29 protein-coding genes and 6 pseudogenes are annotated in these 26,201 nt (G+C 68.6%); 14 read left to right on the top strand and 21 right to left on the bottom strand.

Features of this window, described 5'->3' with window-relative positions; all coding sequences use genetic code 11:
* Positions 1 to 192: 192 nt before the first annotated feature.
* Positions 193 to 369 carry an AfsR/SARP family transcriptional regulator gene (locus tag AQI95_RS38960; protein WP_341849499.1) on the top strand — a complete coding sequence of 59 codons (177 nt, stop codon included), beginning with the start codon at positions 193 to 195 and terminating at the stop codon, positions 367 to 369.
* A 115-nt stretch (positions 370 to 484) separates the two neighbouring features.
* Here the strand turns inward: AQI95_RS38960 and AQI95_RS48150 are convergent, their stop codons facing one another.
* From AQI95_RS48150 to AQI95_RS49435, 5 genes and pseudogenes are all read right to left on the bottom strand, one after another.
* The gene (locus tag AQI95_RS48150) at positions 485 to 727 is read right to left on the bottom strand and encodes a DUF6417 family protein (RefSeq protein WP_167361985.1); all 243 of its coding nucleotides are present in this window, start codon (positions 725 to 727) and stop codon (positions 485 to 487) included.
* 66 nt (positions 728 to 793) lie between these two features.
* Positions 794 to 1,075 (bottom strand): annotated as a pseudogene (locus AQI95_RS45655) (HNH endonuclease family protein); the annotation flags it as partial.
* A 24-nt stretch (positions 1,076 to 1,099) separates the two neighbouring features.
* Positions 1,100 to 1,567, bottom strand: a complete 468-nt coding sequence (locus AQI95_RS38955) for a hypothetical protein (RefSeq protein ID WP_244189001.1) — start codon at positions 1,565 to 1,567, stop codon at positions 1,100 to 1,102.
* A 703-nt stretch (positions 1,568 to 2,270) separates the two neighbouring features.
* Positions 2,271 to 2,534: a hypothetical protein gene (locus tag AQI95_RS49440; protein ID WP_244188990.1), complete on the bottom strand. Its 264-nt coding sequence runs from the start codon at positions 2,532 to 2,534 to the stop codon at positions 2,271 to 2,273.
* A 160-nt stretch (positions 2,535 to 2,694) separates the two neighbouring features.
* Positions 2,695 to 2,904: a NucA/NucB deoxyribonuclease domain-containing protein gene (locus AQI95_RS49435; RefSeq protein WP_067135397.1), complete on the bottom strand. Its 210-nt coding sequence runs from the start codon at positions 2,902 to 2,904 to the stop codon at positions 2,695 to 2,697.
* 296 nt (positions 2,905 to 3,200) lie between these two features.
* On the opposite strand from AQI95_RS49435, the pseudogene AQI95_RS50460 reads away from it, so the two are divergent.
* The 3 genes and pseudogenes from AQI95_RS50460 to AQI95_RS38935 form a co-directional block, all read left to right on the top strand.
* Positions 3,201 to 3,401 (top strand): annotated as a pseudogene (locus AQI95_RS50460) (transposase family protein); the annotation flags it as partial.
* Positions 3,402 to 3,424: 23 nt separating this feature from the next.
* Entirely contained in the window at positions 3,425 to 3,784 is a 360-nt protein-coding gene (locus AQI95_RS38940; protein WP_067135395.1) for a transposase, read from the top strand.
* Between the two features lie 51 nt (positions 3,785 to 3,835).
* Positions 3,836 to 4,594, top strand: a complete 759-nt coding sequence (locus AQI95_RS38935; RefSeq protein ID WP_067135392.1) for a DsbA family protein — start codon at positions 3,836 to 3,838, stop codon at positions 4,592 to 4,594.
* Here AQI95_RS38935 and AQI95_RS49430 read toward each other — a convergent pair.
* Positions 4,572 to 4,775 (bottom strand): rhomboid-like protein, encoded by a 204-nt coding sequence (locus AQI95_RS49430; RefSeq protein WP_079071823.1) that lies wholly within the window; start codon positions 4,773 to 4,775, stop codon positions 4,572 to 4,574. The two genes, AQI95_RS38935 and AQI95_RS49430, sit on opposite strands and share 23 nt — an antisense overlap.
* 242 nt (positions 4,776 to 5,017) lie before the next feature.
* Here AQI95_RS49430 and AQI95_RS38930 point away from each other — a divergent pair, with 242 nt between their 5' ends.
* Positions 5,018 to 5,233 (top strand): hypothetical protein, encoded by a 216-nt coding sequence (locus tag AQI95_RS38930; protein ID WP_244188989.1) that lies wholly within the window; start codon positions 5,018 to 5,020, stop codon positions 5,231 to 5,233.
* A 30-nt stretch (positions 5,234 to 5,263) separates the two neighbouring features.
* Here the strand turns inward: AQI95_RS38930 and AQI95_RS38925 are convergent, their stop codons facing one another.
* The 4 genes and pseudogenes from AQI95_RS38925 to AQI95_RS49425 form a co-directional block, all read right to left on the bottom strand.
* Positions 5,264 to 7,297 (bottom strand): HEAT repeat domain-containing protein, encoded by a 2,034-nt coding sequence (locus AQI95_RS38925; RefSeq protein ID WP_067135389.1) that lies wholly within the window; start codon positions 7,295 to 7,297, stop codon positions 5,264 to 5,266.
* Entirely contained in the window at positions 7,298 to 7,975 is a 678-nt protein-coding gene (locus AQI95_RS38920) for a DUF7019 family protein (protein WP_067135386.1), read from the bottom strand. It abuts the gene before it with no gap.
* 6 nt (positions 7,976 to 7,981) lie between these two features.
* Positions 7,982 to 8,170: a DUF397 domain-containing protein gene (locus AQI95_RS38915; protein ID WP_067135384.1), complete on the bottom strand. Its 189-nt coding sequence runs from the start codon at positions 8,168 to 8,170 to the stop codon at positions 7,982 to 7,984.
* Positions 8,167 to 8,294, bottom strand: a pseudogene (locus AQI95_RS49425) (transcriptional regulator); the annotation flags it as partial. The pseudogene AQI95_RS49425 and the gene AQI95_RS38915, both read right to left, overlap by 4 nt.
* 267 nt (positions 8,295 to 8,561) lie before the next feature.
* Here AQI95_RS49425 and AQI95_RS46845 point away from each other — a divergent pair.
* A pseudogene (locus tag AQI95_RS46845) lies at positions 8,562 to 9,410 on the top strand (transposase); the annotation flags it as partial.
* Between the two features lie 60 nt (positions 9,411 to 9,470).
* Here the strand turns inward: AQI95_RS46845 and AQI95_RS49420 are convergent.
* Positions 9,471 to 9,599 (bottom strand): annotated as a pseudogene (locus tag AQI95_RS49420) (transposase); the annotation flags it as partial.
* A 121-nt stretch (positions 9,600 to 9,720) separates the two neighbouring features.
* Between AQI95_RS49420 and AQI95_RS38910 the strand changes: the two are divergent.
* Positions 9,721 to 9,993: a hypothetical protein gene (locus AQI95_RS38910; protein ID WP_067135382.1), complete on the top strand. Its 273-nt coding sequence runs from the start codon at positions 9,721 to 9,723 to the stop codon at positions 9,991 to 9,993.
* A gap of 405 nt (positions 9,994 to 10,398) precedes the next feature.
* Here the strand turns inward: AQI95_RS38910 and AQI95_RS38905 are convergent, their stop codons facing one another.
* From AQI95_RS38905 to AQI95_RS49415, 4 genes are all read right to left on the bottom strand, one after another.
* Positions 10,399 to 11,982, bottom strand: coding sequence for a vanadium-dependent haloperoxidase (locus tag AQI95_RS38905; protein WP_244188988.1), 1,584 nt, complete (start codon positions 11,980 to 11,982; stop codon positions 10,399 to 10,401).
* 289 nt (positions 11,983 to 12,271) lie between these two features.
* Positions 12,272 to 12,694 (bottom strand): ATP-binding protein, encoded by a 423-nt coding sequence (locus AQI95_RS38895; RefSeq protein ID WP_425264958.1) that lies wholly within the window; start codon positions 12,692 to 12,694, stop codon positions 12,272 to 12,274.
* A gap of 490 nt (positions 12,695 to 13,184) precedes the next feature.
* On the bottom strand, positions 13,185 to 13,385 hold the full coding sequence (locus AQI95_RS48490; protein ID WP_067135378.1) for a MerR family DNA-binding protein: 201 nt from the start codon (positions 13,383 to 13,385) through the stop codon (positions 13,185 to 13,187).
* Positions 13,386 to 13,497: 112 nt separating this feature from the next.
* On the bottom strand, positions 13,498 to 13,689 hold the full coding sequence (locus tag AQI95_RS49415) for a hypothetical protein (RefSeq protein ID WP_244189004.1): 192 nt from the start codon (positions 13,687 to 13,689) through the stop codon (positions 13,498 to 13,500).
* On the opposite strand from AQI95_RS49415, the gene AQI95_RS38885 reads away from it, so the two are divergent.
* Complete coding sequence (locus AQI95_RS38885) at positions 13,633 to 14,172, top strand: NAD(P)H-dependent oxidoreductase (RefSeq protein ID WP_244189000.1); 540 nt, start codon at positions 13,633 to 13,635, stop codon at positions 14,170 to 14,172. The genes AQI95_RS49415 and AQI95_RS38885 overlap by 57 nt on opposite strands.
* A 3-nt stretch (positions 14,173 to 14,175) precedes the next feature.
* On the opposite strand, the gene AQI95_RS47620 is transcribed toward AQI95_RS38885, so the two are convergent.
* Positions 14,176 to 14,334 (bottom strand): MerR family transcriptional regulator, encoded by a 159-nt coding sequence (locus AQI95_RS47620; protein ID WP_159056666.1) that lies wholly within the window; start codon positions 14,332 to 14,334, stop codon positions 14,176 to 14,178.
* A 75-nt stretch (positions 14,335 to 14,409) separates the two neighbouring features.
* Between AQI95_RS47620 and AQI95_RS38880 the strand changes: the two genes are divergently transcribed.
* Positions 14,410 to 14,847: a hypothetical protein gene (locus AQI95_RS38880; protein WP_159056665.1), complete on the top strand. Its 438-nt coding sequence runs from the start codon at positions 14,410 to 14,412 to the stop codon at positions 14,845 to 14,847.
* Positions 14,848 to 15,056: 209 nt separating this feature from the next.
* On the opposite strand, the gene AQI95_RS38875 is transcribed toward AQI95_RS38880, so the two are convergent.
* Together AQI95_RS38875 and AQI95_RS38870 are read right to left on the bottom strand one after the other, a co-directional pair.
* Positions 15,057 to 15,254, bottom strand: coding sequence for a hypothetical protein (locus AQI95_RS38875; RefSeq protein ID WP_425264957.1), 198 nt, complete (start codon positions 15,252 to 15,254; stop codon positions 15,057 to 15,059).
* 382 nt (positions 15,255 to 15,636) lie between these two features.
* The gene (locus AQI95_RS38870) at positions 15,637 to 15,933 is read right to left on the bottom strand and encodes a hypothetical protein (protein WP_067135345.1); all 297 of its coding nucleotides are present in this window, start codon (positions 15,931 to 15,933) and stop codon (positions 15,637 to 15,639) included.
* A 248-nt stretch (positions 15,934 to 16,181) separates the two neighbouring features.
* Between AQI95_RS38870 and AQI95_RS38865 the strand changes: the two genes are divergently transcribed.
* Positions 16,182 to 17,420 (top strand): site-2 protease family protein, encoded by a 1,239-nt coding sequence (locus AQI95_RS38865; RefSeq protein ID WP_079071833.1) that lies wholly within the window; start codon positions 16,182 to 16,184, stop codon positions 17,418 to 17,420.
* 747 nt (positions 17,421 to 18,167) lie between these two features.
* On the opposite strand, the pseudogene AQI95_RS38860 reads toward AQI95_RS38865, so the two are convergent.
* A pseudogene (locus tag AQI95_RS38860) lies at positions 18,168 to 19,728 on the bottom strand (ISAzo13 family transposase).
* A 263-nt stretch (positions 19,729 to 19,991) separates the two neighbouring features.
* Here AQI95_RS38860 and AQI95_RS38855 point away from each other — a divergent pair.
* Positions 19,992 to 20,777 (top strand): recombinase zinc ribbon domain-containing protein, encoded by a 786-nt coding sequence (locus AQI95_RS38855; RefSeq protein WP_341849498.1) that lies wholly within the window; start codon positions 19,992 to 19,994, stop codon positions 20,775 to 20,777.
* Here AQI95_RS38855 and AQI95_RS38850 read toward each other — a convergent pair.
* Both AQI95_RS38850 and AQI95_RS47615 read right to left on the bottom strand, forming a co-directional pair.
* Positions 20,768 to 22,030: a protein kinase domain-containing protein gene (locus tag AQI95_RS38850; RefSeq protein WP_279617046.1), complete on the bottom strand. Its 1,263-nt coding sequence runs from the start codon at positions 22,028 to 22,030 to the stop codon at positions 20,768 to 20,770. The two genes, AQI95_RS38855 and AQI95_RS38850, sit on opposite strands and share 10 nt — an antisense overlap.
* 120 nt (positions 22,031 to 22,150) lie before the next feature.
* Complete coding sequence (locus AQI95_RS47615; protein WP_159056664.1) at positions 22,151 to 22,321, bottom strand: hypothetical protein; 171 nt, start codon at positions 22,319 to 22,321, stop codon at positions 22,151 to 22,153.
* Between the two features lie 210 nt (positions 22,322 to 22,531).
* On the opposite strand from AQI95_RS47615, the gene AQI95_RS38845 reads away from it, so the two are divergent.
* The 3 genes from AQI95_RS38845 to AQI95_RS38835 all read left to right on the top strand — a co-directional run bounded on the left by AQI95_RS38845 (position 22,532) and on the right by AQI95_RS38835 (position 26,200).
* Positions 22,532 to 23,359 carry a polysaccharide deacetylase family protein gene (locus tag AQI95_RS38845; RefSeq protein WP_244188987.1) on the top strand — a complete coding sequence of 276 codons (828 nt, stop codon included), beginning with the start codon at positions 22,532 to 22,534 and terminating at the stop codon, positions 23,357 to 23,359.
* Positions 23,360 to 23,566: 207 nt separating this feature from the next.
* Positions 23,567 to 24,691, top strand: a complete 1,125-nt coding sequence (locus AQI95_RS38840) for an alpha/beta hydrolase (protein WP_067135325.1) — start codon at positions 23,567 to 23,569, stop codon at positions 24,689 to 24,691.
* 531 nt (positions 24,692 to 25,222) lie between these two features.
* Complete coding sequence (locus AQI95_RS38835; RefSeq protein ID WP_067135323.1) at positions 25,223 to 26,200, top strand: metal ABC transporter solute-binding protein, Zn/Mn family; 978 nt, start codon at positions 25,223 to 25,225, stop codon at positions 26,198 to 26,200.
* The last annotated feature ends 1 nt before the right edge of the window (position 26,201 follow it).

Here is a 26,201-nt window from a genome sequence, read left to right as displayed (position 1 = left end):
GTCGGGTCCTGGCCCGGATTGATCGCCAACATCCTCCTTGCCCCCTGAACAACCTGCCGCAGCGTCGCTGAGGGAGGTAGCAGCCCGTGACATGTCCCGGCAGCGGTGCGCTGGTAACGCACGAGGTGGCGGCCGCCCCCGTAGGGCACGCGACGCGAGTGGAGTCAGTGAACGATGGAGGACGTAGGGGTCGTGCGATTCGCGGTCTTGGGATCGGTGAGGATGTGGCGGGGCTCGGTTGAACTGGAGCAGGGACCGCCCAAGCGGCGCGCGCTACTCGCGCTGCTGCTGGTCCGCTCCGGTCACCCGGTTCCCCTCCACGAGATCGTGGACGTGCTGTGGGGGCAGACCCTCCCCTCAGCGCGGTGAACGGCGTCCATCGGCACATCGGCGAATTGCGCCGACAGGTCGCCGCGGAGGAGAACACCGGAACTCAGTGCGTCGCGTCAACTTTCGCGGTGATCGGAAGCGGTGCCAACACGCGTCATGTCGGTGGCGCGGGCTCACCAAAGGCGGCACCGTCGCACGAAGCTGGTGCTCGATCTCCCGGCAGCCGCGTCAGCCGCGGGCAGCCTGCGGAGGAGTCAATGTGGAAGGCGAGGCCGTACTCGCGGGCGAACCGGTTGGCCTCCGTGGCACAGCCGCCCATCGAGCGCAGGTAGAAGGCGTAGGCCACCGACTCGACCTGCCCCGCGCCCAGGCGCAGCGACCAGAGGTTCCGGGCCACCCGGACGAGTCGGCCCCGGCGCGCGGCGGAGCGCGCCGGGGCCAGGCGGTCACGTGCCCAAGGGGGTCAGCGGGCCTCGGTGACGGTGACGGGAACGTCCGGGCAGTCGCCCAGCACCTCCGCGAGCGCGGCTCGTTCCTCGGCGTCGATGCTCAGGCCCCAGCGAGTCTTGTCCGCCACCCAGTCGGTGACATACGTACAGCGATAGCCCTCGGCTGGCGGCAGCCACGTGGACGGATCCTGGTCCGCCTTGGACCTGTTCGACGCGGCGGAGACCGCGATCAGCGCACGGTCGTCACCCAGGTCGTTGGCGTAGTCCTCCCGCTCCGTCGCCGTCCATGCGGAGGCGACGCAACCAGTGGAGGCACACGGCTACGACGGCCAGACGACTTCACCGTCACGCACCAGCAACGGCTCGGGCTGGCACTCCTCATACGAGCGGATCCATCCCAGGTCGACACTGCCGTCGAAGCGACGATGACGGGCGTCGGCCTTGGTCGCGAGCCAGCCGAGGAGTTCACCAACCAGATCGAAACCGTCAGGGTGGATCTCCTGCCGACTGGTCAGAGCCCAGGCACCGCAAGCGGCGTCCTCCCGGCGCTCCAGGACCGAGTCAAGGGCGCCTTCCACCTTGAACGCCTCACTGTGGTCGGCAAGAAGAGGTTCAGGATAGTTCTCGATGACAGGCTGGCCGTCCTCGTCCTCCACCACGAGCGGAAACTCGGTGACGATACGCAGAGTCTCTGGCTTGGGCCCGGCTCCGAGGTGCCATCGCAGCTCTGCCAGTTCCTCCTCCGAAAGCTCGTCACGCAGATCCAAGGTGAGCATGAGCTCGAACATGTCAGCCACAGCTGCACACGATAACGCGGCGGACTGTCAGTGGAGACTGACACGATGCCAGGCATGACGATCAAGAACGCGCCCCGGCAGGCTCTTGGGATGGTGTTGCTCGGGACTGGAGGTATGTGATGCACGCGAGCATACAGTCTGGTGCCATCTCGCTCTGGATGGCCAGGTTCAGAGCCCGCCGACAGTCCTCGTAGAGGTGGCGAGGTGAAGCGGGTCGGCGCCGTGGATAATGGCCTCTTCGAGCTGTCGATCGACGCGGAGCCGTCCAAGGGGTGGCCGTGATCGGAACACGTGAGCGGATCACCACAGACGGTGCTCCATCCGCATGAAGGCGAGACCGCGGCCCGGTGCCGGTGCCGTGGCAGGCGCCGCGCAGCATGTGGGCGCTTTCACGATCGGCCCGTTGATGACGAACGCGGGCGCCCCTCCCACTCCAGGCGATCGTGCGCCACCCGCCGCACGGTCGCCCACGCTCCGGCGGTCAGCGTTCCTCATCATCGATGGGGTCCGGTTCGCGGATGTATGCGAGGTCGAGGACCTAGCGTTCGGTGATTGGGCTGCTGTTCCACGCTTCGAGGAGCGTTTGCTCGGAGGAGTGGTCTCTGAGCTGTTCAAGTGTGGTGTCGTAGTAGTCGGCTGTCGCCTGGCGGTTGGTCCACCAGGCGTTGCCTTCGTAGATGCCCGGGCGGGGCAGCTACGTTTCGCCTGCGGGGCCGAGGCCGACCTGATTGATGACGAGGATGCCGGTTTCCGACTCGAGGCTGATGCCGATCTGGCCTTCGGCGTCGGCGGGTGGGGCGGGAGGGGTGTCCCAGATGCGGATGGTGATTTCGACGTCGATGTCGGGCTGAAGGCTCCGCAGGTACAGGTGGTAGTCATTGCCGGCCACCACCTGTCTGCGGGCAGCAGTCATGGCATCGTCATCACCGAGGTAGGCGTCTGCGTCGTAGACCTCCACGACGCGCCGTCCCGGAGTGGCCTTACAGCTGTATCCGGCCAGAAGTGCCATGGCCTTGCTGCCTTCCCGCTAGTCGGTGATCCTCATGTAGAAGGGGTCGCCGTCCAGCACGCGGTTGAGGGTGTACATCTGGTCGAGCCGGCGGCCGACGGTCTCATTGTCATCGCCGTCGATCAGGCGGACCGAGCCGGTTGTCCCCCTTGGCCGACCCTTCCTTCGTGGAAGCGAACGGGTACTCGTCGCACTGCAGGTCGGTGCCCGAGTAGTCGCCCCACACTTTCTCGCATTCCTTGATCGAGCGCGTGCGGTTCTTCTTCTGCTCGTCCTTGTCGACCAGCCGGTGCAGGGGCTCCTTGGTGCCCGGGACCATCTTGCCGACCCAGGAGGGGAAGGTGCGCTCCGGCCAGTAAAGTGCGTCGTAGATGTGCCGCCGAGGAGTCCTTCGGCTGGACGCCGGCCTTCCACCACCTGGCCGGGGAGGCAAGGCTTGCGCGGCCAGCCTCCCCGACAACCCCGAGCTGTACCCGCGCTCGACCCGACTGGCTGTGCGGCGATCACCCGCCAGTCCACCGGCGGCACGTCCAGCCCAGTCCACAGGCACCCACGCATTCGGCAGGAAAGCCAGAAAAGGCTGGCTTCGCAAGAGACGGCGTGTCTTTCTTCAGCATGTGGAAGCGGACCCTGACGGTGGAAAACACCATCGAGTGCGTCCGCTTCGACGAGAGTGACCAGTGCGTGATTGCGTCGGTACGGCCCGACGCGAGGCGTCGGCGGCGGTGCGGGCAGTGTGATCGTCCGGCTGCCTGGTATGACGCCGGGCGGGGCTGGCGCCGGTGGCGGGACCTGGACTACGGGGCGGTGCGGGTGCTACTGGCGGCCGGTGCCCGCGGGTGCGCTGCCGTCCGCACGGCGTTCGGTGGCCACTGTGCCGTGGGCACGGCACGGCGCTGGTCAACACCTACGCGTTCGACCGGCAGGCCGCCCGGGTGGCCGCTCAGTACTCCAAGACCGCGGCAGCTGAACTCATGCGCACGTCGTGGCGGACGGCCGGCCGGATCGTCGAGCGGTTCGTGGCCGACCGCGACCGCGCCGTGGACCGGCTGGCCGGCTTGCGGCGGATCGGGACCGACGAGATCAGCCACCGCAAGGGCCAGAGATGCATGAAGGTCGCTGTAGACCACGACACCGCGAAGGGGGGCGGGACCTTGGTCCTCAGGGCCGGGCCTTTCGGCGGTCGGGCGGCGGGATAGATTGGGATACTTTAAGCGGTACTGTCGAAAATATTTTGGAGGACTGTACTCATGGCCGTAAGCAAGGCCGGGCGCATCGCCACGGCGGTGGCCGCCGCCGCGCTGATCGGGGTGGCCGCGTCCGCCTGTGGACCCGACGACAACAACGCGGGCGGGAGCGGGTCCGTGAAGGAGTCCTCCTCGAAGTCCGCGTCGTCCGCCCCCGAGGCGAAGGCTCCACCGGCCGGGAACCAGCTCGCGAAGGTGCCCGCCTCCGTCAAGGGCGGCGTGGTCACCGTCGGTGACCCGAAGGCCCAGCACACGGTCAAGGTGTACGAGGATCCGCGCTGCCCGTTCTGCAAGAAGTTCGAGGAGGGCGGCGCCCAGGCTCTGGTGAAGCCGGTCGCCGACGGCAACGTCAAGATCGAATACACGCTCGCTTCGTTCCTCGACAACAACTTCGGTGGCAGCGGCTCCCTGAACGCCGTGAACGCACTGCGCGCCTCCGTCGAGGCGGGCAAGTTCGCCGAGTTCCACGCGGGCGTCTTCGCCAACCAGCCGGAGGCGGAGACCGAGGACGCCTACACCCCGGCCTTCCTGCTGAAGATCGCCGACAAGGTCGAGGGTCTGCGTGGTGCCGCCTTCGACAAGGCGGTCACCAACGGCACGTACAAGAAGTGGGTCGAGACGGCCATGAAGTCCTTCTCGGACGACGGCATCCAGGGCACACCGACCGTCCTCATCGACGGCAAGAAGGTGCCGGGCGACGGCAGCGCGATATACGACAAGGCGGAGTTCGCCAAGGTCCTCAAGGACGCCGGGATCTCCTGACGGGGATTCCTGAGCCTCCACGGCTCCGCCGGTGCGGCGCTCCGGGCAGCGGACAGCAGGCCAGGCCGATCAGGACCGAGGTGAAGTGGCCGAGGCCGGTGAAGGTCCTGCCGGTGACCAGCGGGGCGCCGTACACCGCGAGGGCGATGACGAGACAGCCGTACCGCCACCGGCTCGGCACCCAGTGCGTAAAGGGCTTCCCAATCGGTACCAACTGCGGTTGAAACCGGGTTCGTGATCGTGGGGATGCCGAGGTCAACGGCACCGCCGCCGCGAGGAACCACCAACGTCGCCAGATCCCGCTCGGGGACAACGTGCATCACGACCGGTGACCGTAGCGACCGCAGGCCGCATCTGACCCCTGAACTGCTCAATGTCCACTGTTCGTTCAGTCAACGGGGCGTGCGCTGTCCCGTTCTCATCGTGAACCCCGCTGAACGGCCACGCCTCGAAGAGATTCGGAACAACCTCCACGACCGGGTCACCGAAGCCGAACGCGAAGGCTGGCTCGGCGAACCGGAAGGTCTCCATGTCAGCCTCACGACCGCGGAAGAGAAGATCGCGCAACTCGACGCCCGGCGGAAACGCCACGAGACCTCCGTCTTCCCACGGATCCCCCCCAATCGACCGGATCGCTGACCGCACCAACTAACCGCGCGTCCTGTCGAGCTACGGCCCGAGCCGGACCGCCCGGGCCTCGGCGACGGCGTCCAGAGCCTCAACGTGCCAGTCATAGAGGTAAGTCATCGTGCGGCAGTACGCCAGCACGCGCTCGTGCGCCTCAGCAGTGCCGATCTTCAACAGGGCGCGTACGGCGGCCTCGTGGGCGCCGGACCACGAGCCGGGGCCGAGGAGCGACGTCAGGGGCGTGAGGCACTCGGATGTGCCCCGCTCGGTCAGCGCGGCGGACGCGGCCTCCCGCACCGGGCGTGACGCGGCGAGCCGCTCCTGGCCGACCGCGGCGTCCGTGGCCGTCCGCGCCGGCGGTGCCGCAGCGAGTCGGCCCAGGACAGCGGTCGCCCCGGCTTCTGGGCGGGCGGCGAGCGTCGCGACGAGCCGGTCGGACAGGTCCTCGCTCAGGTTGTCCACGCCGTCGGCGAGCGCGACGAGGACGGGCAGGGCCGGGGCGCCGATCAGACCGAGGGCGTGCACCGCGGCGCGGGCAACGTCGGGTTCGGTGCCGTGCGGTTTGGTGCTGTGGGTGACGAACTCCCCGAGTGCCTTCACCGCCTCCGCCACGGGAAACCCGCTCAAGGCCGGCACCGCCTGGGCCCGCACCGCCTCGTGCCGTGACCGGGCGCAGGCGAGCACCACCGGCAGGGTGTCCGGCGCGCCGATCAGACCGAGGGCCCGCACGGCGCGGGCGCGCAAGGTGCCGGGTTGCTCCTCGTCTTCGGCCAGGGCCGCGAGGGGCGCGGCGGCCTCCGTTCGCCGTAGGGCGCCGAGCGCGTCCGCGGCGGCCGTGCGCACCGCCGTCGGGGCCATGCCGTTCTCGAGGACGGTCAGCAGCGCCTGGGCAGCCCCTGCGTGCCCGATGCCACCCAACGCCCGTGCGGCACCGCGCTGTTGGGTCACCGTCCCGTCCCCACCGGTGAGCAGTTCCAGGAGTTCTTGAAGCGGCGGACCGGGAAGTCGGGCGATGAGGTCCGCCACGGCGTCGCTGATGAGCGCGTCGCTTAGAGCCTCCAGCAGGGCCTCGCCCGCCTCGGCACCCGCGTACGCGGACAGAGCCAGGGCGGCGGTCCGGCGTACGGTCGGCACCGCCGACTCGCGCAGGTGGTGCCGGAGCAGAGCGTGGTACTCGCCGGGGTCCGGTACGGCGAAGAGGTCAGGGGCTTCCGCTACGTGGGCGCAGACGGCGGCCACGGCGTGGGGCGGGCACTCGGGGTGGTGCGGGGATCGTGACGCCGCGCGGAGCACGTCCAGCAGGTGGTTCCGACCGTCCTCGGTTCTGGAGAGTAGGGCGGTCGCGAGGCGTGCCGTTTCAGGGTCCGGGTCGCGTTGCGCCTCGTACAGGAGCGGTTCGGCGGACGGGTACCGGCGCGCGGGTGGCCAGGCGGCGTCGGGCAGTGCGTGGAGCGCCGTGACCGCGGCCCGGCGCAGTCGGGTGCCCGAGGCGGGCGCGTGCGCAAGGACGAGGAGGGCGGAGCCCGCGCGCGGGTCCCCGATGGCGCCAAGCGTCCGCACCACGCGTTCCGCGTGATCGGGCAGGTGGTGCCAGAGCAAGGCGAGGAGTGGGGTCACGGCCTCGGGTGGGCGCATTCGGGCCAGCGCATCGAGGACGAGGGCAGCCGTGTACCCGGGCCGGTCGGTCGTCACCTGGTCGAGCACGTCGAGGAGTCCGCTGACGGCCTCCGGTCCGCCGATGGCGGCCAGGGCGTCGCATGCAGGCCGGTCCAGTTGCTCGCGGCTGTGACGCTCCTCGACCAGCAGCCGCAGCAGCTCGGGGACCGCGCGGCGCTCCCTGAGCTTCCCCAGAGCCTTGGCCGCCTGCCACCGCAGCCCGGGGTGCGGCTCGCCCCGCTGGCGGAGGCAGGCGAAGAGTGCCTCGACGGCCTCCGGCGGCCCCGTGCTGCTGCCCAGCAATATGGTGGCGTACAGGGAGACGTCATGGGTTTCGGACCGGGTGGCCCGGCACAGTCCCGTGACGTCGCCGTCCATGCGCATCCGTATCAGATCGGCGATCGACGACGCCTGCTCCACTCAGGCCTCCCCGCCCTCGGGTGTCTGGTCCGACATCGCCACGTACAGCGGTGTCCCGACGACGATCGTCAGCTCCCGTCCGTCCTCCCGCGTCACGGTGCCGCGCATCAACTGCCGTGCCAGGAATTCGCAGTACATCGGCGGCACGGTCAACGACTCGGCGAAGTGGAGCACGTCGTGCGTCACGCTCTCCCGGCTCGGCATGCGGGCACGCCAGCGTCCATTGAACTGGTACTCCCACTCGGGTGGGATGTCCTGCAGCAGCCGGAACATCGACGGCAGCCCCGAGTAGCTGACTTTGTTCATGTCGGACGACGCCTGGTAGCCGATGAGGTGGTGGGCCGACCCGATGAGCGCGACGACCGTGTCGCCGTCGCGGCCCGTCATCAGCGTCGGGCCGTTCGCCTCGCCGTATCCGGCGATCCGCAATCCCAGGTCTCCCCGGAACCAGGCCGCGGGCTCCGACATCCAGCTTACGTCGAACTCCCGGTCCAGATACGCCTCCACGAGGTCGAGCCGGTCGTACGTACTCGTGTCGGCGCGCGGCGACTGCACGGCCACGCTCACGACCTTCAGGTCGAGTCTCGCCTCCACAGCGAGCCGCAGCAGCAGCTTCGGCGGAATCTGCTCGTACAGCATGTCCACCTTCACGGTGGAGACGTAGAGGTAGTAGCGCATGCGCGGTCAGGCGCGAGGCCACTGAGGGAGCGCCAGGAAGGCGGCCCAGACGGCGGGGGTGACGGTGAGGTAAGCCCCGCGCGGGGTCTTCGGGTCGCGGATGTGCGCGGAAGCCCGCTCGGCGGCCGCTTCCAGGCAGGCGCCGCCCTCCTCGGTGCTGTAGCTAGATGTGAACCATTGCAATGCCGTGCTCATCGCTCTCCTAGCAAACGGTCCAACAGGATCTAGTTTCCTCGGGGTTGAGTGCCTGTGTCCGCAGCATCGCATACTTGTGCCCCAGAATGGACACCTCGTCAGGCTCGGCGATCATCTGTCTGCCTGTGCGCTGGGGGCAGCGGGGCGGACACGGCGCCATCGGGGAGCACTCGCACTGTGAGCACTGAACGCCCACCTGCTACCCCACCGCGCCGATACTCCCAGAGGGACGAAACGTTCCGGGCGCAGCTAAGCTTGGCGTTTATCGTCCGTGGTCGAACATGGCCTCGAACTTGCTGACGTTTTCGTCTGAGTGCCTGACGTGAGAGCGGCCTTCGTCTGATCCTGTGCTCCGTCACAGAGGCACTTGATCAGTACGAAGGCCGTAGCAATGAGTCTGCTGCAGCGGGATGTCCCGTGGGATGCGTTTGCCGAACTGTCATGCTTTCGGGTCGAGTTCTATGCCTGCCTGACCCAGCGGCCCGACGCCTTGTTCGAGCTGAGTGACGCCTTGCTATGTGCAGACGGCCCGGTGAAGACGCTGGTCGAACTGTCCCTGACACCTGAGCACCGGCGCGGTCATGGCGCGTTGTACGGCGGGCTGAACCACGGGCGTATGGATCTGTCCCGGCTGCGCAGGGTACTGGCAGGATTACCGCTTCCCCGGACGGCGGAGGGTCGGCTGGTGCTGGCGGTCGATGTGAGCAACTGGCTGCGGCCGGATGCGAATACCAGCCCGGACCGGCTGTTCTGCCACACATACGGCCGGGGCAGGGGCTCGGCCCAGATGATCCCCGGGTGGCCCTACTCCTTCGTCGCTGCCCTGGAGCAGGGTCGGACATCGTGGACTGCCATGCTGGACGTGGTCCGGCTGTGTCCGTGGGACGACATCATCACGGTCACCGCTACCCAGGTCCGGGAAGTGTTCCAACGGCTGTATGTGGCGGGCCAGTGGCAGATCGGCGACCCGCCCGTCCTGGTCGTCGTCGATGCCGGTTATGACGTGACCCGCCTGGCTTTCCTGCTCGCGGACCTGCCCGTTGAGCTGCTGGGCCGCATGCGGTCGGACCGCGTTCTGTACTTCCCGCCCCCACCGCAGCCGGCGGGCAAGCGCGGGCGCAAGCCCAAGCGCGGGGCAGAGTTCAAGTTCGAGGATCCGGCCTCCCAGCCAGTCCCGTCCGTCACCACGCTGAGCGACACCACCCACTACGGGAAAGCCGTCGCCACTGCCTGGGACCGCCAATCGGTTGCAGACACCCTTCCACGAACCGAACTCGGAGGGCATGTCCTCCCACGGAGAACCCGTGCGGTACTTCCACGCGATCGCCTCGATAACCTGCCGGTGATCGCGCCACCGCCCACCACGTCGCGGAGCCCGGTCCGGAAGCAGCGGCTCAATCCGCGACCACTGCACATCAGCCAACGGCATAACCGGACCAACGACCCGATAGTCCGAACAGGTCGGCCGCGGGCAGGATTGGCGCGTGATACCTCCCCGACTGCTGTGGTGCGATCCCCGGCCCATCCCCCGGTTCAACCGGCAGGAGCCGGTGACCACGATCGTTCGCGATCCCAGCTTCTACGAGCCGACTGAAGATGACGACTGCTGTAGGTTCGGGTACTTCTGCCAGGCGCATGACCGCCCCTACTGGCACGAGTCCTGCGGGGAAGGGCCGCACCTGATAGCCCTGCACTGCGACGAGCACGGGCCGGAGAACATGTGGCCGCAGCCGAAGATGCTGATGTTCCCGGAAGGGTTCGACCCACTGCTGAGCGACGCGCAGCTGGCCTGGGTGCAGGCCGAGTGGGACGCCGCCGACTAGGCAAGATCCAGAAGAGACGGCCTAGTCGACTTGGCGGCCTTGGGGAGGTAGAACGTACGCCCCCTTGGCGTCATCCAGGCAGGGGCCGAGCTTGTCCGGCTGGGACAGCGGCTTGCAGCAGCCAGCGGCACGGCGGTAACCGCCGGCGCTGCCGCCGCAGCCATTCCCTTCATGAGCGCTCCATGGTGTCGGACGGCGCGTCCCGGCAGCCGCGGGAAACGACCGCAGCGGACCTTATCTCCCAGTTGGCCCCGGATGCTCGGGCGCTGCCAACAGCCGCGGGCCCTCGGCGCGGAGGATGGCCGCTCTCTGAGCGTGGCCCGAGCCAGTTGTACCCGATGCGCCGGGACCACTGGCTTCTGGCCACTGCCATGGTGTGCATGGTTGTCGCGCGGTGGGGGGCGGTCAGAGATGACGCGCCACGAAAGCGGCCACCTGAGTGCCGAGTTGCTGGCGCGCACGGTTGTCGAGGGAGGTGTGCTGGCCGGACCAGATCCGGCTGAGCCACGCTTCGGTGGCGGCGTCCTCGAAGCCGTCGAAGGTCCGGGTGACGCCCTTCGACGTCACCGCGAGATGATGCCGCGCACCGTAGAGCCCGGCGAGCGTCGTTGCCGCAGCCTGGCTGAGGGCGCCGTGAGCGCCGGGATAGGACGGATCCGGTGCGGTCGGCAGCAAGGGGGTCCAGTGGGGATCGCCGACGATGTCCGGGTTGTAGTGCGTACCGCCGAGCCGGATGGCAGTCACGGGCCGCCATACGCGGTAAGCGTACTTGGCGTCGTACATCGCGATCGCGGTGTCGGCGAGGGACAGGTCGAGCCCGGCGAAGACCTTCACCGCCTTCTCCAGGCTCGCGTTCTGGGAGGCGACAAGGCCCTGCGCGACCTGGTTCCAGACGTTCCAGACGGGCGCCGCCGCCCAGAACTTCGCGGCCGCGGTCTGATCGGGGGTGCGGGTGGTACTGGTCTTGCTCCCCAGGCTTTTGACCTCGTTCAAGGCGGTGGCGTACGCGGCGCCGCTCACGGCCGGCGGCGCTGCGGGGCGGAACTGGCGTCCGCTGACCAGCACGAACGGCTTGACCGAGCCCCAGTTGCTGAACACCGGTGCCGGGAAGGCGGGCGGGGCGGGCCGGTAGTCACCGGCCTTGTCGCCGGGGCGCAACCGCGGCGGCTTGGCTGAGGACCCGTCGTCGGACCGCAGGCTCATCAGTCGGCGGGCGACCTCGGCTCCCACGGTCGTGCCGGCCTGTTTGCCCGGGCCGCCCGGAATCGCGGACAATTGGCTGCTCAGCCGCTGGTCCACGCCTGCGCGCTTGGCCGGGTACAGGGCGACGAGGACATCGTGGGCCGCCTGGTCCGCCGCGGCATCCGCACGGGCGCCTCCCGGCGCCGACACCGAGAACACGTAGGCGGGGCCGGCCCGGGTGATCGATACCACCGCGTCGTACTCGGCGGCCTGGAGAAGCGCGAAGCTGCGCGTGGGTTGGACGGTGGACGGTTGCGCATTCGGATCGCTGAGGATGGTGATGAGCTCGCGGTTCCACTCCACGACCGACATCCCCGGCCCCGTCGCGGCGGCGCGCAGCGCCGGCGAGTGAGCGGTGGTGGACCCGAAGGCCGGGCTCGTGAGTCCGGCTGCCAGCGCGGCTCCGGCAAGTATGGCGAGTGTCTTCTGCTTTGCACGCATGTTCTGTGGCTCCTTGTCGCTGGTGATGGGCTGTGGCAACTGGCGGTCATGCACGTGGCTCATCTGGGCCGGCCACGCGAGCGTGATGGTGTCGGGGTGGTGCGGGCCGGCCACCGGGTCGGGATGGCGGCGGTCGTGGAGGGCGAGTTGTTCGGCGGGTTCTGCCGCAGCTGCGACCGGGCCGGGACCGCGGGCTCGACCCAGGCCATCCGGTCCATGAGGGCGGTCCGGCGTGGTAGCAGCCGGGCGCGTTCGGGGGCCGGGCGGGGCCTCGATGCCCTTGCCGCTGTTCGGGGTGATGTCCACGCTCACACCTCCGCCGGTACGCAGGGGCCGGCTCCGCAGCGTTGACACAGCACCGTGTCGTGGTGGGGGCCGCCGTAACCGAGGGCCGATGGGTGTGCCGACGTGGACCGCATGGGCATCTGGGTCGGGCCCGGGCAGCCGTCGACGGGGCACGGCTTGTGGGTCGCGACGGCCCACTCGGCGGGGGCGTCGGGTGACCCGGCGCCGCGACCGCCCCCGGTAGCCCGTCGCCGTGCTGCAGTGCCGGCCCCGACAGGGGGGCGCAGCTCGTGCGGAGCGTACGGTCCGGTCATGGCGAGCACCTCAGGCAGGCGCGGACTTCGCGGCCGCTCCGTGTCTGGTGGATCTCGGTCGACTGGGCGAGGTACTGGACGATGCCGGTGCCACGGCCGTGTTCGTCGGGGGCGATGTCGGGGCGATGGCGCTCCACGGCCGCGCCGGAGTCAGTGACCACAATGTGCAGAGTTTCGTGATCGAGGGCGAGCAGCAGGGCCATGCGCTCATGGCCGTACTGGGCAGCGTTGGCGGCGAGTTCGTCGACGATGAGAACGGCGGAGTCCCGCTCGCTCGCGGGCACGCTCCAGGTCTCCAGCAAATCGGCCGCGAAGTGACGAGCGGCGGAGACGTGTGCCTCCTGCGCCGGCAGGGTGAGCAGTGCCTGGCGGCGGCAGGGCCGGCCGAGCAGTGAAGTCGGGCTGGGGGAATCGGTCACAAACATGGTCTTCTGGCTCTTCTGTGGATGTGCGGAGACCGGAGCGGGGTGACCGCAAACGATTTCGGGGGCGGTCGGTAGGCCGGATCCTGATCCTGGATGGGCGCGCTCATTCAGTTCCACGGACGACGCATGCCGGATGGTTCGAGCTATTCGCCTCTTTTATTCGGATTCTTGCGAGTCATGTCCATGGCGCCGCCTGTCTGGGCTCAGCCGCCTCCGCCCGGAGCTCGCTGCCGCACGGCCGGACCGGGCACCGGCAGCTCGGTCCCCTCGCCCGTGGTCTTCCGGACGGCCCTGCGGAAGCGTCGCGCCGTAGAGCGGGACGGACGTCCCTGCCCTCATCTCGGCTGGGTCGCGGTCCTCGGCGTGCTGACGTGCTGGATTCTCTTCTCCTGGCTGTACGGACTTACAGCGGCTATCACAATGAGGTGGATCGCCCCTGGTTGCCGTGTCCGGGGCGGGAGTTGAGCGTTCGGCTCGGCGACGCCTACGGGACTGGGACGAGGCCGGCGTGCGGCAACGGCCCCATGTCGGCGAGGTGCCGACCGAGGGGCTCGGTGACGTGACCGTAGGGCGGGTGGCCTCCGTCGCGGATCGCCAGGACATCGCGAATCTCGGCAAGGCTGAGGCCGGCCGCCTGGGCGGAGCGGATGAAACCGACTCGGGCCCGGGTAGTCGCGGTATCCACCCGAGGTGTCGGCCGAATGTGCTCAGGTGATCTGCCGCAGACGGTGGGAGGGCGGGTCACGGGCGGCTGGTGGTTTCACCCGGATCTTGTCAACCGGTTCCATGGGCAGTTCTCACCGGCCATGATGATCAGTGGGGCGGGGCCGCTGCAGGTCCCACAGCTGACGACTACCGATGTCCTTGGGGGATGAATGCCGCGTATAGGGGTCTACCTCGCGCATCCACGGCCTGGCAGCTTCAACCACGCGCTGTTCGATACCGTTGTGCAACACCTGCGCGACCTCGGATGCGAGGTTCTCGCGCATGACCTCTGTGCTGAGGAATTCGCACCTGGGCTGTCTGCCGACGAGACGGAAACGGTCCGACCTGCCGCGGGCACTCATGATTCCCAGGTGGCGCTCCATCAGGCGGAGGTGGCCACAGTTGACGCCATGGTGTTCGTTCACCCGAATTGGTGGGGCATGCCACCCGCCGTCCTTGCAGGTTGGGTGCAGCGTGTACTCGCGCCCGGCGTTGCCTACAAACTGGGAACCCCGGAGGGGCAGCCCCAAGGGCTGCTGAGAGCCGGCCGGGCCCTCGTCCTGAACACCTCTGACACCCCCGCCGACCGCGAAGAGGCCGAGTTCGGGGACCCGCTGCAAAGCATCTGGTCGGCATGCGTCCTGCCGTACGCAGGAGTTGCCGACGTTCGCCGGGTCGTCTTCCGAACGGTCACCGATTCTTCCGATGAAACCCGCGCATCCTGGTTGCATCAGGCACGTCACCACGCCGCTGCACTGCTGGCCTGACCGTTAGGCGTGCTGTGCACGTTCGCCTGTGCCGAGCTGGGCACCTTCACGCGAACGCCGACACGAGGTGCGGAGCGGGTCCGCCGGCAGCCCGGCCTGCTCGTAGAAGGGCAGGGTCTTGGCGGTGGTGCCGGTGGCGACGGCGAGGGCTCCGACGCGCACACCTCGACCGTAGCCCTTGACCTTCCAGCGTGGTGGAAGGCCAAGCGTGGGCCGCATGACCTGGCGGTGCCGCTGATGCGCGTGGAGATGGTGACGGTCCCGGATTGCCCGAACGGCCCGGTGCTGAGGGAACGGCTGGCCCTCGCCCTCGTCGGCCGCACAGACGTGGAGCTCACCGAGCACGTGGTCGACGACCCGCCGGAGGCCGAGCGGCGCGGCATGCACGGCTCCCCGACGCTGCTCGTCGACGGGCGCGACCCGTACGCCGCCTCGGGCGCCGCGGCCAGCGTGTCCTGCCACCTCTGCCGTGGCGCGGACGGCCGGATCCGCGGAGCGCCTTCCGTCGAAGAACTGCGGCGGGTACTTGGCACGCCCGTCACCGGCGGCGCGGGCCGGGCCGGGCAGGGCCGTCTCGCCCCGATCGAGGGTGGCCTGCGGGCGGTGCAGCAGGCCGTCATGCCCTCCTTCGCCGTACCGGCCGGCCAGATGCTCGCAGTCGCCCTCCGGCCATGACCGCTGAGGGGGCACCCCGTGCAGTTCCAGTTGTACGGTCCACCACCGCGCCACTCGATCAGCTCCGGATCGTCGACGGCGGCAGCAGAACCGCACAGTGCAGGAAATCCAGCACGACGTTCTGGTCCTGTGGTACAGGCTTCCCGACTCTTTTGGGAACACCAGGATCCCTGCGGGGCAGCCGAGCAGGGGGCTCCGGCACACCCAGATCACTTGGCCGCCGTCCAAGCCTGCGGCCCACCGCCGCGCCACTCGATCAGGATTGGGTCGTCGACCGTCGTATCGGTCTCGGGCAGGCCCGTTCGGCGAAGAAGCTCGACTACATCGAGCAGGTGATACGCGATGCCGACGAACTCACCACCGATCGTGACCTGCCTGCCACCATCAGGGCTCGGCGGCTGCACCATCACAGGCGCGCCTCCCATACCTACCGGGTGCCCTTTTGCTGAGCAGCTCATGCAGGTTCGCGCCCGTCGAACCCCGTCGGCGACAGTGGGTGGGCGATCAACGATCGTGAGTGCGGGCATGCCCGCACTTGTCCGTGCATCACCGCTCATCCCGTTGCCAGGACAGTGTCAGCCACTCCGGCCGTGGACATTGTCGTGGGCCGGGCTGTGGCAGTCAGGGACCTTGCACTCCCGTGAGGTCACGGGTCGGCCAGCCAGTCGAACACCGCATCGCGCTCGCGCCGCTCTCTCGCTGGACGCCATGACAGAGGATCGCGAGCAAAGCACAGGTGGCCCGTTCCCACCAATGGCGCTCAGCAGGCGATGGCTTCGCTCGCCGGGGCTACCGCTGGGGGATGGCGAGTTCACGGCCGCGGTAGAAGCCTTCCCGCTCGTCCACGATGTACGGGGCCATGCCGGCACGCCGCTGCGCCTCGGGCTCGGAGGCCCGCCAGGAGTCGCACGCCTCCCTGGAGTCCCAGAACGACACCCCGGTGATCTCCTGCCCGTCCTCGGACCAGTACGCGAAGGCACGGAGCATCCCGTGCGGGTGAGTGTCCGGCCGCCAAGCCTTCTCGAAGTCCTCCAGGGTGCCCGGCCGGATGCGGCGGGTCGTCACCCAGACGAAGCGCTCCTCCATCGCGGCCTCCTCAGCTGTACGGGTCCGATCTGCAGGTGCCACTTCGACCACCGTAGGTCTACAGCACCGCTCGCGCCTGCGTGGCGATCGCGGTGCCGCGTCACCGCGGTGAGATCCGCAGCGCGCTTGCGGGGCCGCCAGTCTGGTGGCGCGGTGTGTTCCCGGCGTTTCCGGTCGTGAGGGGTGGCGGCGGACTATGGAAGGGAGTGGACGGGAGTCGCGGGTGCGACCTGTCGGCGGTGATGGCGATGAGGGGTTCGATCCTGCTCGGGACTGTCCGCGGACTGGCGGTGCGGGCCCACTGGAGCGTGCCGATGGTCATACTGCTCTTCGCCTACGGCCTGGCCCGCCTGACCCTGCCCGGGTACGCGCCGGGCCATGCCCCGCTGGTGTACGCGGTCGCCGGAGTCGTCGGTGCTTCGCTGTTGCTGGTGAGCCTGGTGGTGCACGAGGTGGCACATGCGCTGATGGCCCGCAGGGCCGGGATCTCCGTGCGGGACGTAACGCTGTGGGCGCTTGGCGGAGTGACCCGTATGGACCGGCCCACGACGGCGCGGGACGCGTTCACCGTCGCCGTCAGCGGGCCGCTCGCCAGCCTGATGCTCGGCGGCATCGGGCTGGGTGCGGCGGCCGCCGTGGAGGCGACGCTGGGCTGGCGGATTCCGGTTGGCGTGCTGGGTTGGCTGGGTGGGATGAACCTGCTGCTGGGCGTGTTCAACCTGCTGCCCGCGGCGCCCCTGGACGGAGGCCGGGTGTTGCTGGCCGTGCTGTGGTGGCGTACGGGGGACCGCGAGCGGGCGCAGCGGGCGGCAGGGCGGAGCGGGCAGGTGGTGGGCTTGGCGCTCGCCGCTGTGGGGTGGCTGGCGTTCGTGAGAGGGATGACGGGCGGGCTGTGGCTGATGGTCGTCGGTCTGTTCTTGACCGGCACCGCCGCGGCCGAGCGCCGGTGGGCCGAGCTGGTCACGGCTCTTCGCGGCGTACGGGTGAAACAGGCGATGAGCACTCCGGTGGCCACCGGTCCCGACTGGCTGACCGTGGACCGCTTCCTGTCCGAGGTGGCCTCCCCGGCTCGCCACTCGGTGCTGCCGTTGCTGGACTTCGGCGGCCGTCTCAGCGGTGTCGTACAGCTACGCCGACTGGCCGCCATACCGGCCGAGCGGCAGGCCTCACTGCGGGTACGGGACCTCGCGACACCCCTGTCCCAGTGCGCGCTCGCTGCACCGGAGGAATTGCTGAACTCCGTCCTGGAGCGCCTCGCCACCGGCGGCCGACTGCCCATACTGGTCATGGACGACGGCTGGCTCTGCGGAATCGTCACCGCGCACGACATCGACCGCTCCCGCCGACACCACCGCCGTTCGCCACTCCCGCAGCCCTCCAGGCCGCCGCTCCAGCCACCGGGCAGCCGTACCCGCCACGGCACTCACCCCGGCCCGCGCCCGTCCCATCGCCGACCGGACACCGGCGAGCAGAAGCATTCGGCATGAACCCGGGAGAACCGCTGCGGTGACAGGGGAGGTATTCCTTCTGTGGCCCATCTGCTGGTGCCCGGATGCCACCGTATGCGGTAGGTGTCCAGGCAAGCAGGGCTGCGGGCGGTCGGCCGGGCGCTCCGGTCGAGCCCTGCCCGGGCGGGACACGTGCGGGGACGAACCGCTGTCGGCGGAGTCCCCGTGCTGTTGGTCCGTGGGCCGTTCGACGGGGAATCGGATGGATCACCGGGTGACCGTGCTGGTTCGCCGCCGGAATGTCGTGGTGGTGCCCAATCATCCGCAGTCCGGGCCGGCGGCTACGGCATCTCTCTGGTCCGCCGCTCTGCGGCATCGACCGGGAGGTGTCCCTCGGTGGCGAGTTGAAGCACCAGGCTCTCGGCTTCGGCGGCTACCGACCCGGCCAGCGGGGACCGAGGGGTGTCTTGTCGTACGCACAGACGTGAGGTCTTCACGATGAACTGCCTGTCAACTGCGGGGATGGGGAACCCAGTTCACCTGTACAAAACATCTGCCGGCAGCCGAACACTATGCACAGACACCCACGGCCCGAACCCGCACATCGCCCCTTTGGCGCGGCTCATGCGCGCCCCTGCCAGGTGCGGAACCGCCGGCGTGAGGCAAGGCGAGTGACGGGGGTACTGGCCCCGGAGGCCGATTCCCGCCGTCATATCGTCCAGGCGCAGAACCAGGAGGTGGCATTGGCGGTCCGCATCTACAGCAGTGATTAGGGCTTGCCGGAAATCAACACGCTGGTTTGGTCCTGGTGTTGTCCGGGTCGAGGAATCTGGCGAGGTCGGCTGGCGTGCGGAATCGGGCTGTCGAGGCGGGAATCTGGACGCCGTGTGCTGCCAGGAGCGGGCGGACTTCTTTGACTGCGCAGCTGATGGTCATGGCAGTGGTGTTGAAGAGCTGCCGGAGAAGCTGCTGAAGACTGTGCTTTCGCAGGTAGAGGACGGTGACCAGGATCTGGTCAGTGTGGGTGAGTTTGGGTTTGCGGCCTGTGCCGCGAGCGGCGCGGCGTGGTCCGCCGCGGGCCGCATGACGGGCTTGTTCACGGCGCTCTTCCAGCTCAGGGACCACGATGTCGATGAGATCGCGGAGTTGCTGGCCTGTCATGCCGGTCAGTACAGGGTGCTGCAGGTCATAGGCCGTGAGGGGATGGGCGCCGCCTGCTGACGACTCGCCCTGCCGGGGACGGTCCAGGTGCGGTGGGTGGCTGGCGGGGTGGAGGGTGTAGTCCAGGTCTCCGTGGAAGCGGTGGCGGGTGATCGGCAGGGCGGCGATGGCCTCGTCGCTGATCTGGATGCCGGTGGGATACTGACCGCTGTCGAGTTCGGCCTGCACCGTCAGTTCATGGTGATGTGGGAGAACAGCCGGTGCTAGATCTTGTTCCACTTGGATGTGCCGGGCGGCAGGTGACACACAGTGGTCTCCAGGCCGGCCTTACGGGCGAGGTCGGCGAGGTGGGTCTTCCAGCCGCGGGTGCGGTAGCCGTTGGCGCCCCCGGCATCAGCGGTGATCAGCAACCGGCGAGACTGCGGGTAGTCGTGTCGGCCGCGGGCCTGCCACCAGCGGCGGATCGAGGCTACGGCGAAGGCCGCGGTGTCATGGTCGGTGCCGATGCTCACCCAGGCGGTGTTCGCGGCCGTGTCGTAGATCCCGTACGGGATCGCCTTCTCGGCCTGGCTGGGGAAGTCGCGCGTGTTGACCTGAGCGGGCTGCTGGGCGGGCCGCCACTCGTGCCCGGCGTTCTTGTAGTTGCCGATCAGTTCCTGCTTCTTGGTGTCCACGCTGATCACCGCATCTCCGGCGTCCCGGTCCGGGTGCTGGGCGCCTTCGATGGTCTTGGCATTGGACTGCAGGCTGAAGCCTTCCTCGCGCAGCAGGCCGGCGACCGTGTCGGCGGAGACCCGGTGGCCCTGGTGGTCAGCTCCGCTACCAGGTTCCGGGTCGACTTCGTCGTCCAACGCAGCGGCGACATCGGGTCGCCCCGCTCGTCGGGCTCGACCAACGCCAGCGGCGCCTGCCGCAGTCCACGGGCGAGTTCTGGCACCTTCTTCCGACCTCCGCCAGCGCGACGGACTCGCCCCAAGGGGCCCTGGCCGGACTCCAGTTCAGACACCCCGCGCGAGACCGTGCCCTCCTGCGCCCCGGCCGCACGGGCGACGAGCCTGATCCCACCGTGTCCCAGCGACCGCGCCTCCGCTCCTATTGCCAGCCGGCGCTGACGCTCGTCCAGATGCGGCAACAACGTCTCGAGCTTCGCCGCCAGGACGGCCTTGATCCCCTCCGGTCTCCCGATACCACTTCAACGATCCCCGGAGTTGGAAGCCACGACTTAAAGCGGTGATTGCTCGACCCACCGCTGCAGGCGGGCGCAGGCCACCAGTGCACTGCCGTCTTCGCTGAAGTAGAACAGGTAGGTCCATTTCTGATCCGCAGAATCGATCATCGCTCCGCGCACTGGCCAGCCATGCTCGCGGAGGAGCCGCACCATTCGTTCCAGCCCAAGAGGTTCGACTCCGTGCCGCCGCATGCCCCGATCTCTTCGATGCCGCCCGCACAGTGCGCACGCAGCGCGCCCGCAACCAGGGGCGGCAGGAGCGCGCCGGCAAGCGGGGCGCGCGCCCCTACGCTCTGCGCGGCCGGGTCCGGTGCAGTCTGTGCGGGCGAAAGATGCAGCCCGCCACCATCCGCAGCCGCGTCTACTACCGCTGCGAGCCCAAAGAGGAAGAAGCCGCCCTCTATCCCGACCTCACCCACCCGCGCACCGTCTACCTGCGGGAAGACACCGTGTGCCAGGCCCTGGATCAGTGGATCGCCCGGGCTTTCACACCGGACCGGCTCTCCGTCACCATCGAAGCGCTCACCCACGCCAGCGCCGCAGCAAGCACCGCAGAGCCCCAGACCCCTGAGCAGGCTCAAGCACGCCAGGCGATCAAGGACTGCGAGCGGCGCCTCGCCCGCTACCAAGCAGCCCTCGACGCCGGAGCCGACCCCGCCGTCGTCACCCAGTGGATCAACGAGGCTCAGCGGGACAAGGACGCAGCACAGAAGAAGCTCGGCACGCGCCCCGCCGTCACCCGAAAGAAGCAGATCCCGCTCGACGCGCAACAGATCCGGAAGATCACCGAGAGTGTTGGAGAGATTGCACAGCGCATCCAGACCGCCGCCGAGAAGAAAGGTCCGCTCTACGAGGCCCTGGGCATCACTATCAGCTACGAACACGCAACGAAGACCGCGACCGTAAGGTCGAGGCCCTCGTCACCGTATCGACAAGCATTGTGTCCGAGGGGCGAGTTGACGGCTGACGATACGGTCGCGGCTGCGCGAGGGAAGCTCTACCTCTGATCAGGTGCGCCGGGAGACAGGGTGACCCGCAGGATGGCATGACGTGGCACCCGGCTGCCGGGCGAGGGTGTCTGCTCACATACTCGGCCGACGGGCGTGCCGGGGTGAGGGCACACTCGGTGTCGGATGGGCTGGATGCGGGCGCCGACTGCCTGGGCGCTCGATCGGGCTTCGTTCATCGTCTCGCCGATCAGCGAGGGTGCCGCGACCTGGGGACGAGCGGGGGCGTGGGATCCATCGATCACGTAGGTGCACACGGCGGCCGCCAGCACCGCCATCGCCATCGCCAGGAGTGACCGGCGGATGCGCCGTCGTCGCTCGGGGCGTTCTTTCCGGGGTTCCCGGGGCGGCGGTGGCTGGGTGTGCCGAACCGTCGCAGGCGGGGCCGGCAGCGCCGAGGTGACCTCCGTGGCGCGGCCGGCCAGTACCTTCCCGATGGCGTCGCGCATCTCCTCGGCGGTCTGGTACCGGTCCGCACGATCCTTGGCCAGCGCGCGCAGCACCAGGATGTCGTAGGCGGCGGGCAGCTGCGGGGTGTGGGCAGAGGGAGGCAGCGGTGGTTCCGAGAGGTGCTTCATGGCCACGGCCAGCGGGGTGTCACCGGTGAACGGTGGTCGGCGGGTGAGCAGTTCGTACAGCAGGCAACCTGTCGAGTACAGGTCGGTGCGGAAGTCCACCTGCTCGCCCCGGGCCTGTTCCGGCGAGAGGTACTCGGCCGTGCCCACCACCACCGAGGTGCGGGTGAGGGTCGTACCCGCCCGATCCACCGAGCGGGCGATGCCGAAATCCGTCACCTTCACGGTGCCCTCGTGGGAGAGCATGACGTTCGCCGGTTTGATGTCCCGGTGGACGATGCCGTGGCGGTGGGCGTGGTCGAGCGCCTCCAGCACGCCGACGGTGAGTTCCAGGGCGTACTCGGGTCCGACGATCGGTGCCTCGCGCACGAGTTGGAGCAGCGTGGAGCCCTTGACGTACTCCATCACGAGGTACGGGACGAGGTGGCCGTCGATCGTTTCCTCGCCCGCGTCGTAGACGGCGACGACGGCCGGGTGGCCCAACAGGGCCGCCGAGACGACCTCACGGCGGAAACGCGCCCAGTGTTCCGCATCGGCAGCCAGTTCCGGCCGGAGCGTCTTCACGGCGACCGGGCGGAACAGCAGCAGATCGTACGCCAGCCATACTTCGGCCATCCCCCCGTGCCCCAGGACCTGTTCCAGACGGTAGCGCCCGCCCAGACGACGTGAGCGATCCACGGTGTTCCCCCCTCGTTGCCGACTTCCGCCGAGGCACCGTAGGGGCGGTTCTTGTGGGATCTCTGTGATACGGGGCCGACCGGGTGGCGCGTCCCAGCAGTGATCGGGCCGCCTACAACGTCAGCCCGGGCCGATTGACTGCTCGGGGCCCGCGGGGTGCGGCGACGGTTCGACCATCAGGTGCCTGCACGGAGCCCGCTGGGTGACGGTGACGTTCATCGAGCCGACGACCTTCTTGTTGAGCGTCGCCGGCGGGACTCCCGTGACGCCTGCGGCAGCCAGCCGCCGCACCGGCCGCCTCCTGCCGAACGTCGGCTGTGATGAGCCGCATGGTGTCGGGGTGCTGCCAGCTTTGGCCATTCTCTCACCCTCCGCTGAACTTCGCCTTTCATGCCGCAGTTACCTTCCCAGCAGAGTGAAGTTCACTTTGCAGTCAGGAGAGCCGGTACGGTGAAGCGACGCAACATAGGCGGCGGCAGGTTCTACGCCCCCCTGGCCAGCGTGCTCCTGGCCCTGTCCGTAGGCGGCTGCGGCACGAGCGGTGGCAACGCAACCGGTGGGGCGGCCACCTCGTCGGCGTCCACCACCGCCGACGGCAAGCCCGGGACCGCGTCGCACGTCAGGGCTGAGCCTGCCGCCTGGCAGAAGTGGGGCCTGACACCTCTGCCCGCGGCTCCCGAGCCCCCGGCCGACAAGCCCATCAGGCTGTCCGCGACCGGCCCGGTTCCGGTCTTCGCGCACGTGCCGACATCCCAGAAAGTCGTCTTCATCACCGTCGACGACGGACTGGAGAAGGACCCCAAGTTCATCGACATGATGCGGGACCTGAAGATCCCGATCACGATGTTCCTGATGAACGACGCCATCAAGTCGGACTACGGGTACTTCAAGCCACTGCAGGCGATGGGCAACCGCATCCAGAACCACACACTGCACCATCCCGCGATGAACACCATCTCGCTGGTCCGCCAGAAGCAAGAGGTGTGCGGCGACCAGAAGATCCTCACCCAGCAGTTCGGCACCGCCCCGTTCCTCTTCCGGCCGCCTTACGGGGCGTACAACAAAAACACCAAGATCGCGGTGGGAGAGTGCGGGCCGCGAGCGCTCGTCTGGTGGCGCGAGTCCATGCAGATACGCAATATGCAGTACCAAGATCCAGGTAAGAAGCTACGCCCCGGCGACATAATCCTCGCCCATTTCCGCGGCCCCGCGGAACTCAAGGGCGCCACCATGACGGAGATGTTCGCGAATCTGCTCAAGCGCATCCGGGAACAGGGCTTCGCGGTGGCCCGCCTGGAAGACTACATCCAGCCGCCGGCCGGACACTGAACCGACCAGAAATCAGTGCCCTTCGCAGCCGTTGGACTCTTTCGGCCTCGGGGCGCGACGACATCGGGCCCTCCAGGACGGTGCCTCGGGAGCAGAAGTTCACTCCCCACCGAAAAGTCGGGTCAAAGCCCAAGGAAAGCCCCGAGCAACCCCTCCCGACCAAGCGCGGGCGGGTGCCGGGCGGAAAACGCAGGCAGGAAACAGCCCATGGGTCTCACAAGCAACAAAGTGCTGATGGTGGCGATCGTCCTCGCCGCCCTACTGTTCCTCGGCACGGTCTGGCTGTGGCCTCGCTTGGCCCGGCAGAACTGGCGTGCCGTCAGCGGACGGGTCGGGCTGCTGCTCGGCACCCAGCTGGCGCTCTTCGCCGCGGTGGGACTCGCCACGAATCAGGCCTTCGGTTTCTACGCCAGCTGGGCCGACCTGTTCGGTCAGGAGACCGGCCAGGGCGTCGTCGTCGACCACATGGCGGAGGGCGGCAACAGCCCCGTCCAAGTGGTCTCCGCCTCCCGTGTCATCGGCGCGAGCAGCTCGCTGCCGCAGATGGCCGGGCAGGTCCAGAAGGTCAACATCATCGGCCGTACGACCCACATCGCCACGCCGGCGTTCGTGTACCTGCCCCCGGAGTACTTCCAACCGCAGAACCGCGCGCGTCGGTTCCCGGTGTCCGTCGTTCTCACCGGTTACCCGGGCACGGCCCAGGCGCTGGTGGACAAGCTGCACTACCCGAGCACGGCGCAGCAGCTGGCCAAAAGCGGGAAGATGCAACCGATGATCCTGGTGATGATGCGGCCGACCGTGGCGCCGCCGCGGGACACCGAGTGCGTGGACATCCCGGGCGGGCCGCAGACCGAGACGTTCTTCGCCAAGGACCTGCGCGATTCGGTGACGGCCCACTATCGGGTCGACAAAACGCCCGCCAGCTGGGGCATCGTCGGCGACTCGACCGGCGGCTACTGCGCGCTGAAGATCGCCATGCACCACCCGAAGGCGTACGCGGCCGCGGCGGGCCTGTCGCCGTACTACCGGGCGCCGCTCGACCCCACCACCGGGGACCTCTTCCGCGGGAACAAGAACCTGCAGAATCGTGCCGACCTCTTCTGGGACCTCAAGCACCTGACCGCGCCCGAGACGTCGCTGCTCGTCACCAGCAGCAGGGTCGGTGAGCACAACTACAAGGACACGCTCAAGTTCATCAAGAGCGTGCAGGGCACGAATGTGACCAGGATTTCGTCAATCATCCTTCCGAGCGGCGGGCACAACTTCAACACCTGGCAGAGGGAGATCCCGCCGATGCTGCAGTGGATGAGCGAGCGGCTGGTCGCACACTGAGCCACGGCGGTGAGGCCACGCCCAGGGTGCGCGTGATCAGAGGACTTCCGAGACCCCGGCCGGCACACCGCCACCATCGAAGCACTCAGCAAGACGATCAAGGACTGCAGCCGACGGCACGCCCGCCACCAAGAGGTGCTGCCGCACAAGCAGCTCCCGACTCCGGAGCCGCCCCAGCCGTCGCCACCCAGTGGATCCACGACGCACGACGGGACAGGGCAGCGGCATAGCCGCCGAGGATGCCAACGACCTGATCGTCGCCGTTGATCCAGGGGCTGCCGCTGGTGCCGTGGGCGAAGGCGGGGCAGTCGACGGGCTGCTGAGCCTCCCCTCCTCCGGTCGGTTCACCCCCTGAAACTCCCTGAGTGAGCGGAAGGCTATGGATGGCCGACGTCGTACACCCAGTCAAAAGATGGCAACGGTTTTCATCTCTCATTGATCTGAAAATCATTCCCATCTAGCGTCGCGAGTGTCGTCACCCCGGCCGACGCGTGTCCGCCGCGCGCCTGGTACCGCCCGAAGGAGTTCCCCATGTCCCCCGCCGCCGCCTCTCGTTTCGCCCGTCCGTCCACGAGAATCGCGCTCGTCACCGCGATGGCCGCTCTGACGGCCGCGACGGCGACCGCCTGCTCGACCTCTTCCTCGCACACCAGCGACACCGCTACGACCGGAGGCGGCGGTGGCTCCGGCAAGGCGATCCAGGTGGTGGCCGCGGAGAACTTCTGGGGCAGCATCGCCTCCCAGCTCGGCGGCAGCCATGTCAAGGTCACCAGCATCATCACCAACCCGGACACCGACCCGCACGACTACGAGCCCACCGCCGCCGACGCCCGCACCGTGGCTGGCGCCCGGTACGCCATCGTCAACGGCATCGGCTACGACGCCTGGGCCGACAAGCTCCTCGCCTCCAACCCCGGCAGCGGACGGATCGAGCTGAAGGTCGGCGACCTGGTCGGGATCAAGCCGGGGGGCAACCCGCACCGCTGGTACTCCCCGGACAACGTCCACCAGGTCATCGAGAAGATCACCGCCGACTACAAGAAGACGGACCCGGCCGACGCCTCCTACTTCGACCAGCAGAAGACGACCTTCGAGACCAAGACACTCGCCGGATGCAACAAGCTCATAGCCGACATCAAGGCGAAGTACGCGGGCACCCCGATCGGCGCCTCGGAGTCCATCGTCACGCCGCTCGCCGAGGGCCTGGGACTGAAGATGCTCACGCCGGAGACGTTCCTGGACGCGATGAGCGAGGGCTCCGACCCCACGGCCAAGGACAAGGCCACCATCGACCAGCAGATCAAGAACAAGCAGATCAAGATCTACGTCTACAACTCCCAGAATTCCACGCCCGACGTGCAGGCACAGGTCAAGGCGGCCAAGGCGCAGGGCATCCCGGTCGCAACGGTGACCGAGACCCTCGCTCCCGCCGGGGCCACCTTCCAGCAGTGGCAGACCACCGAACTGCGGGGCATCGAGCAGGCCTTGGCCAAGGCCACCGGGAAGTGAA

Origin of the sequence: Streptomyces yokosukanensis, from assembly GCF_001514035.1 — a bacterium.
GTDB lineage: Bacteria > Actinomycetota > Actinomycetes > Streptomycetales > Streptomycetaceae > Streptomyces > Streptomyces yokosukanensis.
This window is presented reverse-complemented; position numbering and strand designations above follow the sequence as displayed.

Excerpts from the sequence above, each read along its gene's own strand:
- AQI95_RS38955 (WP_244189001.1), bottom strand. The coding sequence starts at position 1,567 with ATGTTCGAGCTCATGCTCACCTTGGATCTGCGTGACGAGCTTTCGGAG.
- AQI95_RS49435 (WP_067135397.1), bottom strand. The coding sequence starts at position 2,904 with ATGGTCCCGGGCACCAAGGAGCCCCTGCACCGGCTGGTCGACAAGGAC.
- AQI95_RS38935 (WP_067135392.1), top strand. The coding sequence starts at position 3,836 with ATGGCCGTAAGCAAGGCCGGGCGCATCGCCACGGCGGTGGCCGCCGCC.
- AQI95_RS38920 (WP_067135386.1), bottom strand. The coding sequence starts at position 7,975 with ATGCGCTACTACCTCTACGTCTCCACCGTGAAGGTGGACATGCTGTAC.
- AQI95_RS38915 (WP_067135384.1), bottom strand. The coding sequence starts at position 8,170 with ATGAGCACGGCATTGCAATGGTTCACATCTAGCTACAGCACCGAGGAG.
- AQI95_RS49415 (WP_244189004.1), bottom strand. The coding sequence starts at position 13,689 with ATGCGCGAGAACCTCGCATCCGAGGTCGCGCAGGTGTTGCACAACGGT.
- AQI95_RS38880 (WP_159056665.1), top strand. The coding sequence starts at position 14,410 with ATGCGCGTGGAGATGGTGACGGTCCCGGATTGCCCGAACGGCCCGGTG.
- AQI95_RS38875 (WP_425264957.1), bottom strand. The coding sequence starts at position 15,254 with ATGGTGCAGCCGCCGAGCCCTGATGGTGGCAGGCAGGTCACGATCGGT.
- AQI95_RS38870 (WP_067135345.1), bottom strand. The coding sequence starts at position 15,933 with ATGGAGGAGCGCTTCGTCTGGGTGACGACCCGCCGCATCCGGCCGGGC.
- AQI95_RS38865 (WP_079071833.1), top strand. The coding sequence starts at position 16,182 with ATGAGGGGTTCGATCCTGCTCGGGACTGTCCGCGGACTGGCGGTGCGG.
- AQI95_RS38840 (WP_067135325.1), top strand. The coding sequence starts at position 23,567 with ATGGGTCTCACAAGCAACAAAGTGCTGATGGTGGCGATCGTCCTCGCC.
- AQI95_RS38835 (WP_067135323.1), top strand. The coding sequence starts at position 25,223 with ATGTCCCCCGCCGCCGCCTCTCGTTTCGCCCGTCCGTCCACGAGAATC.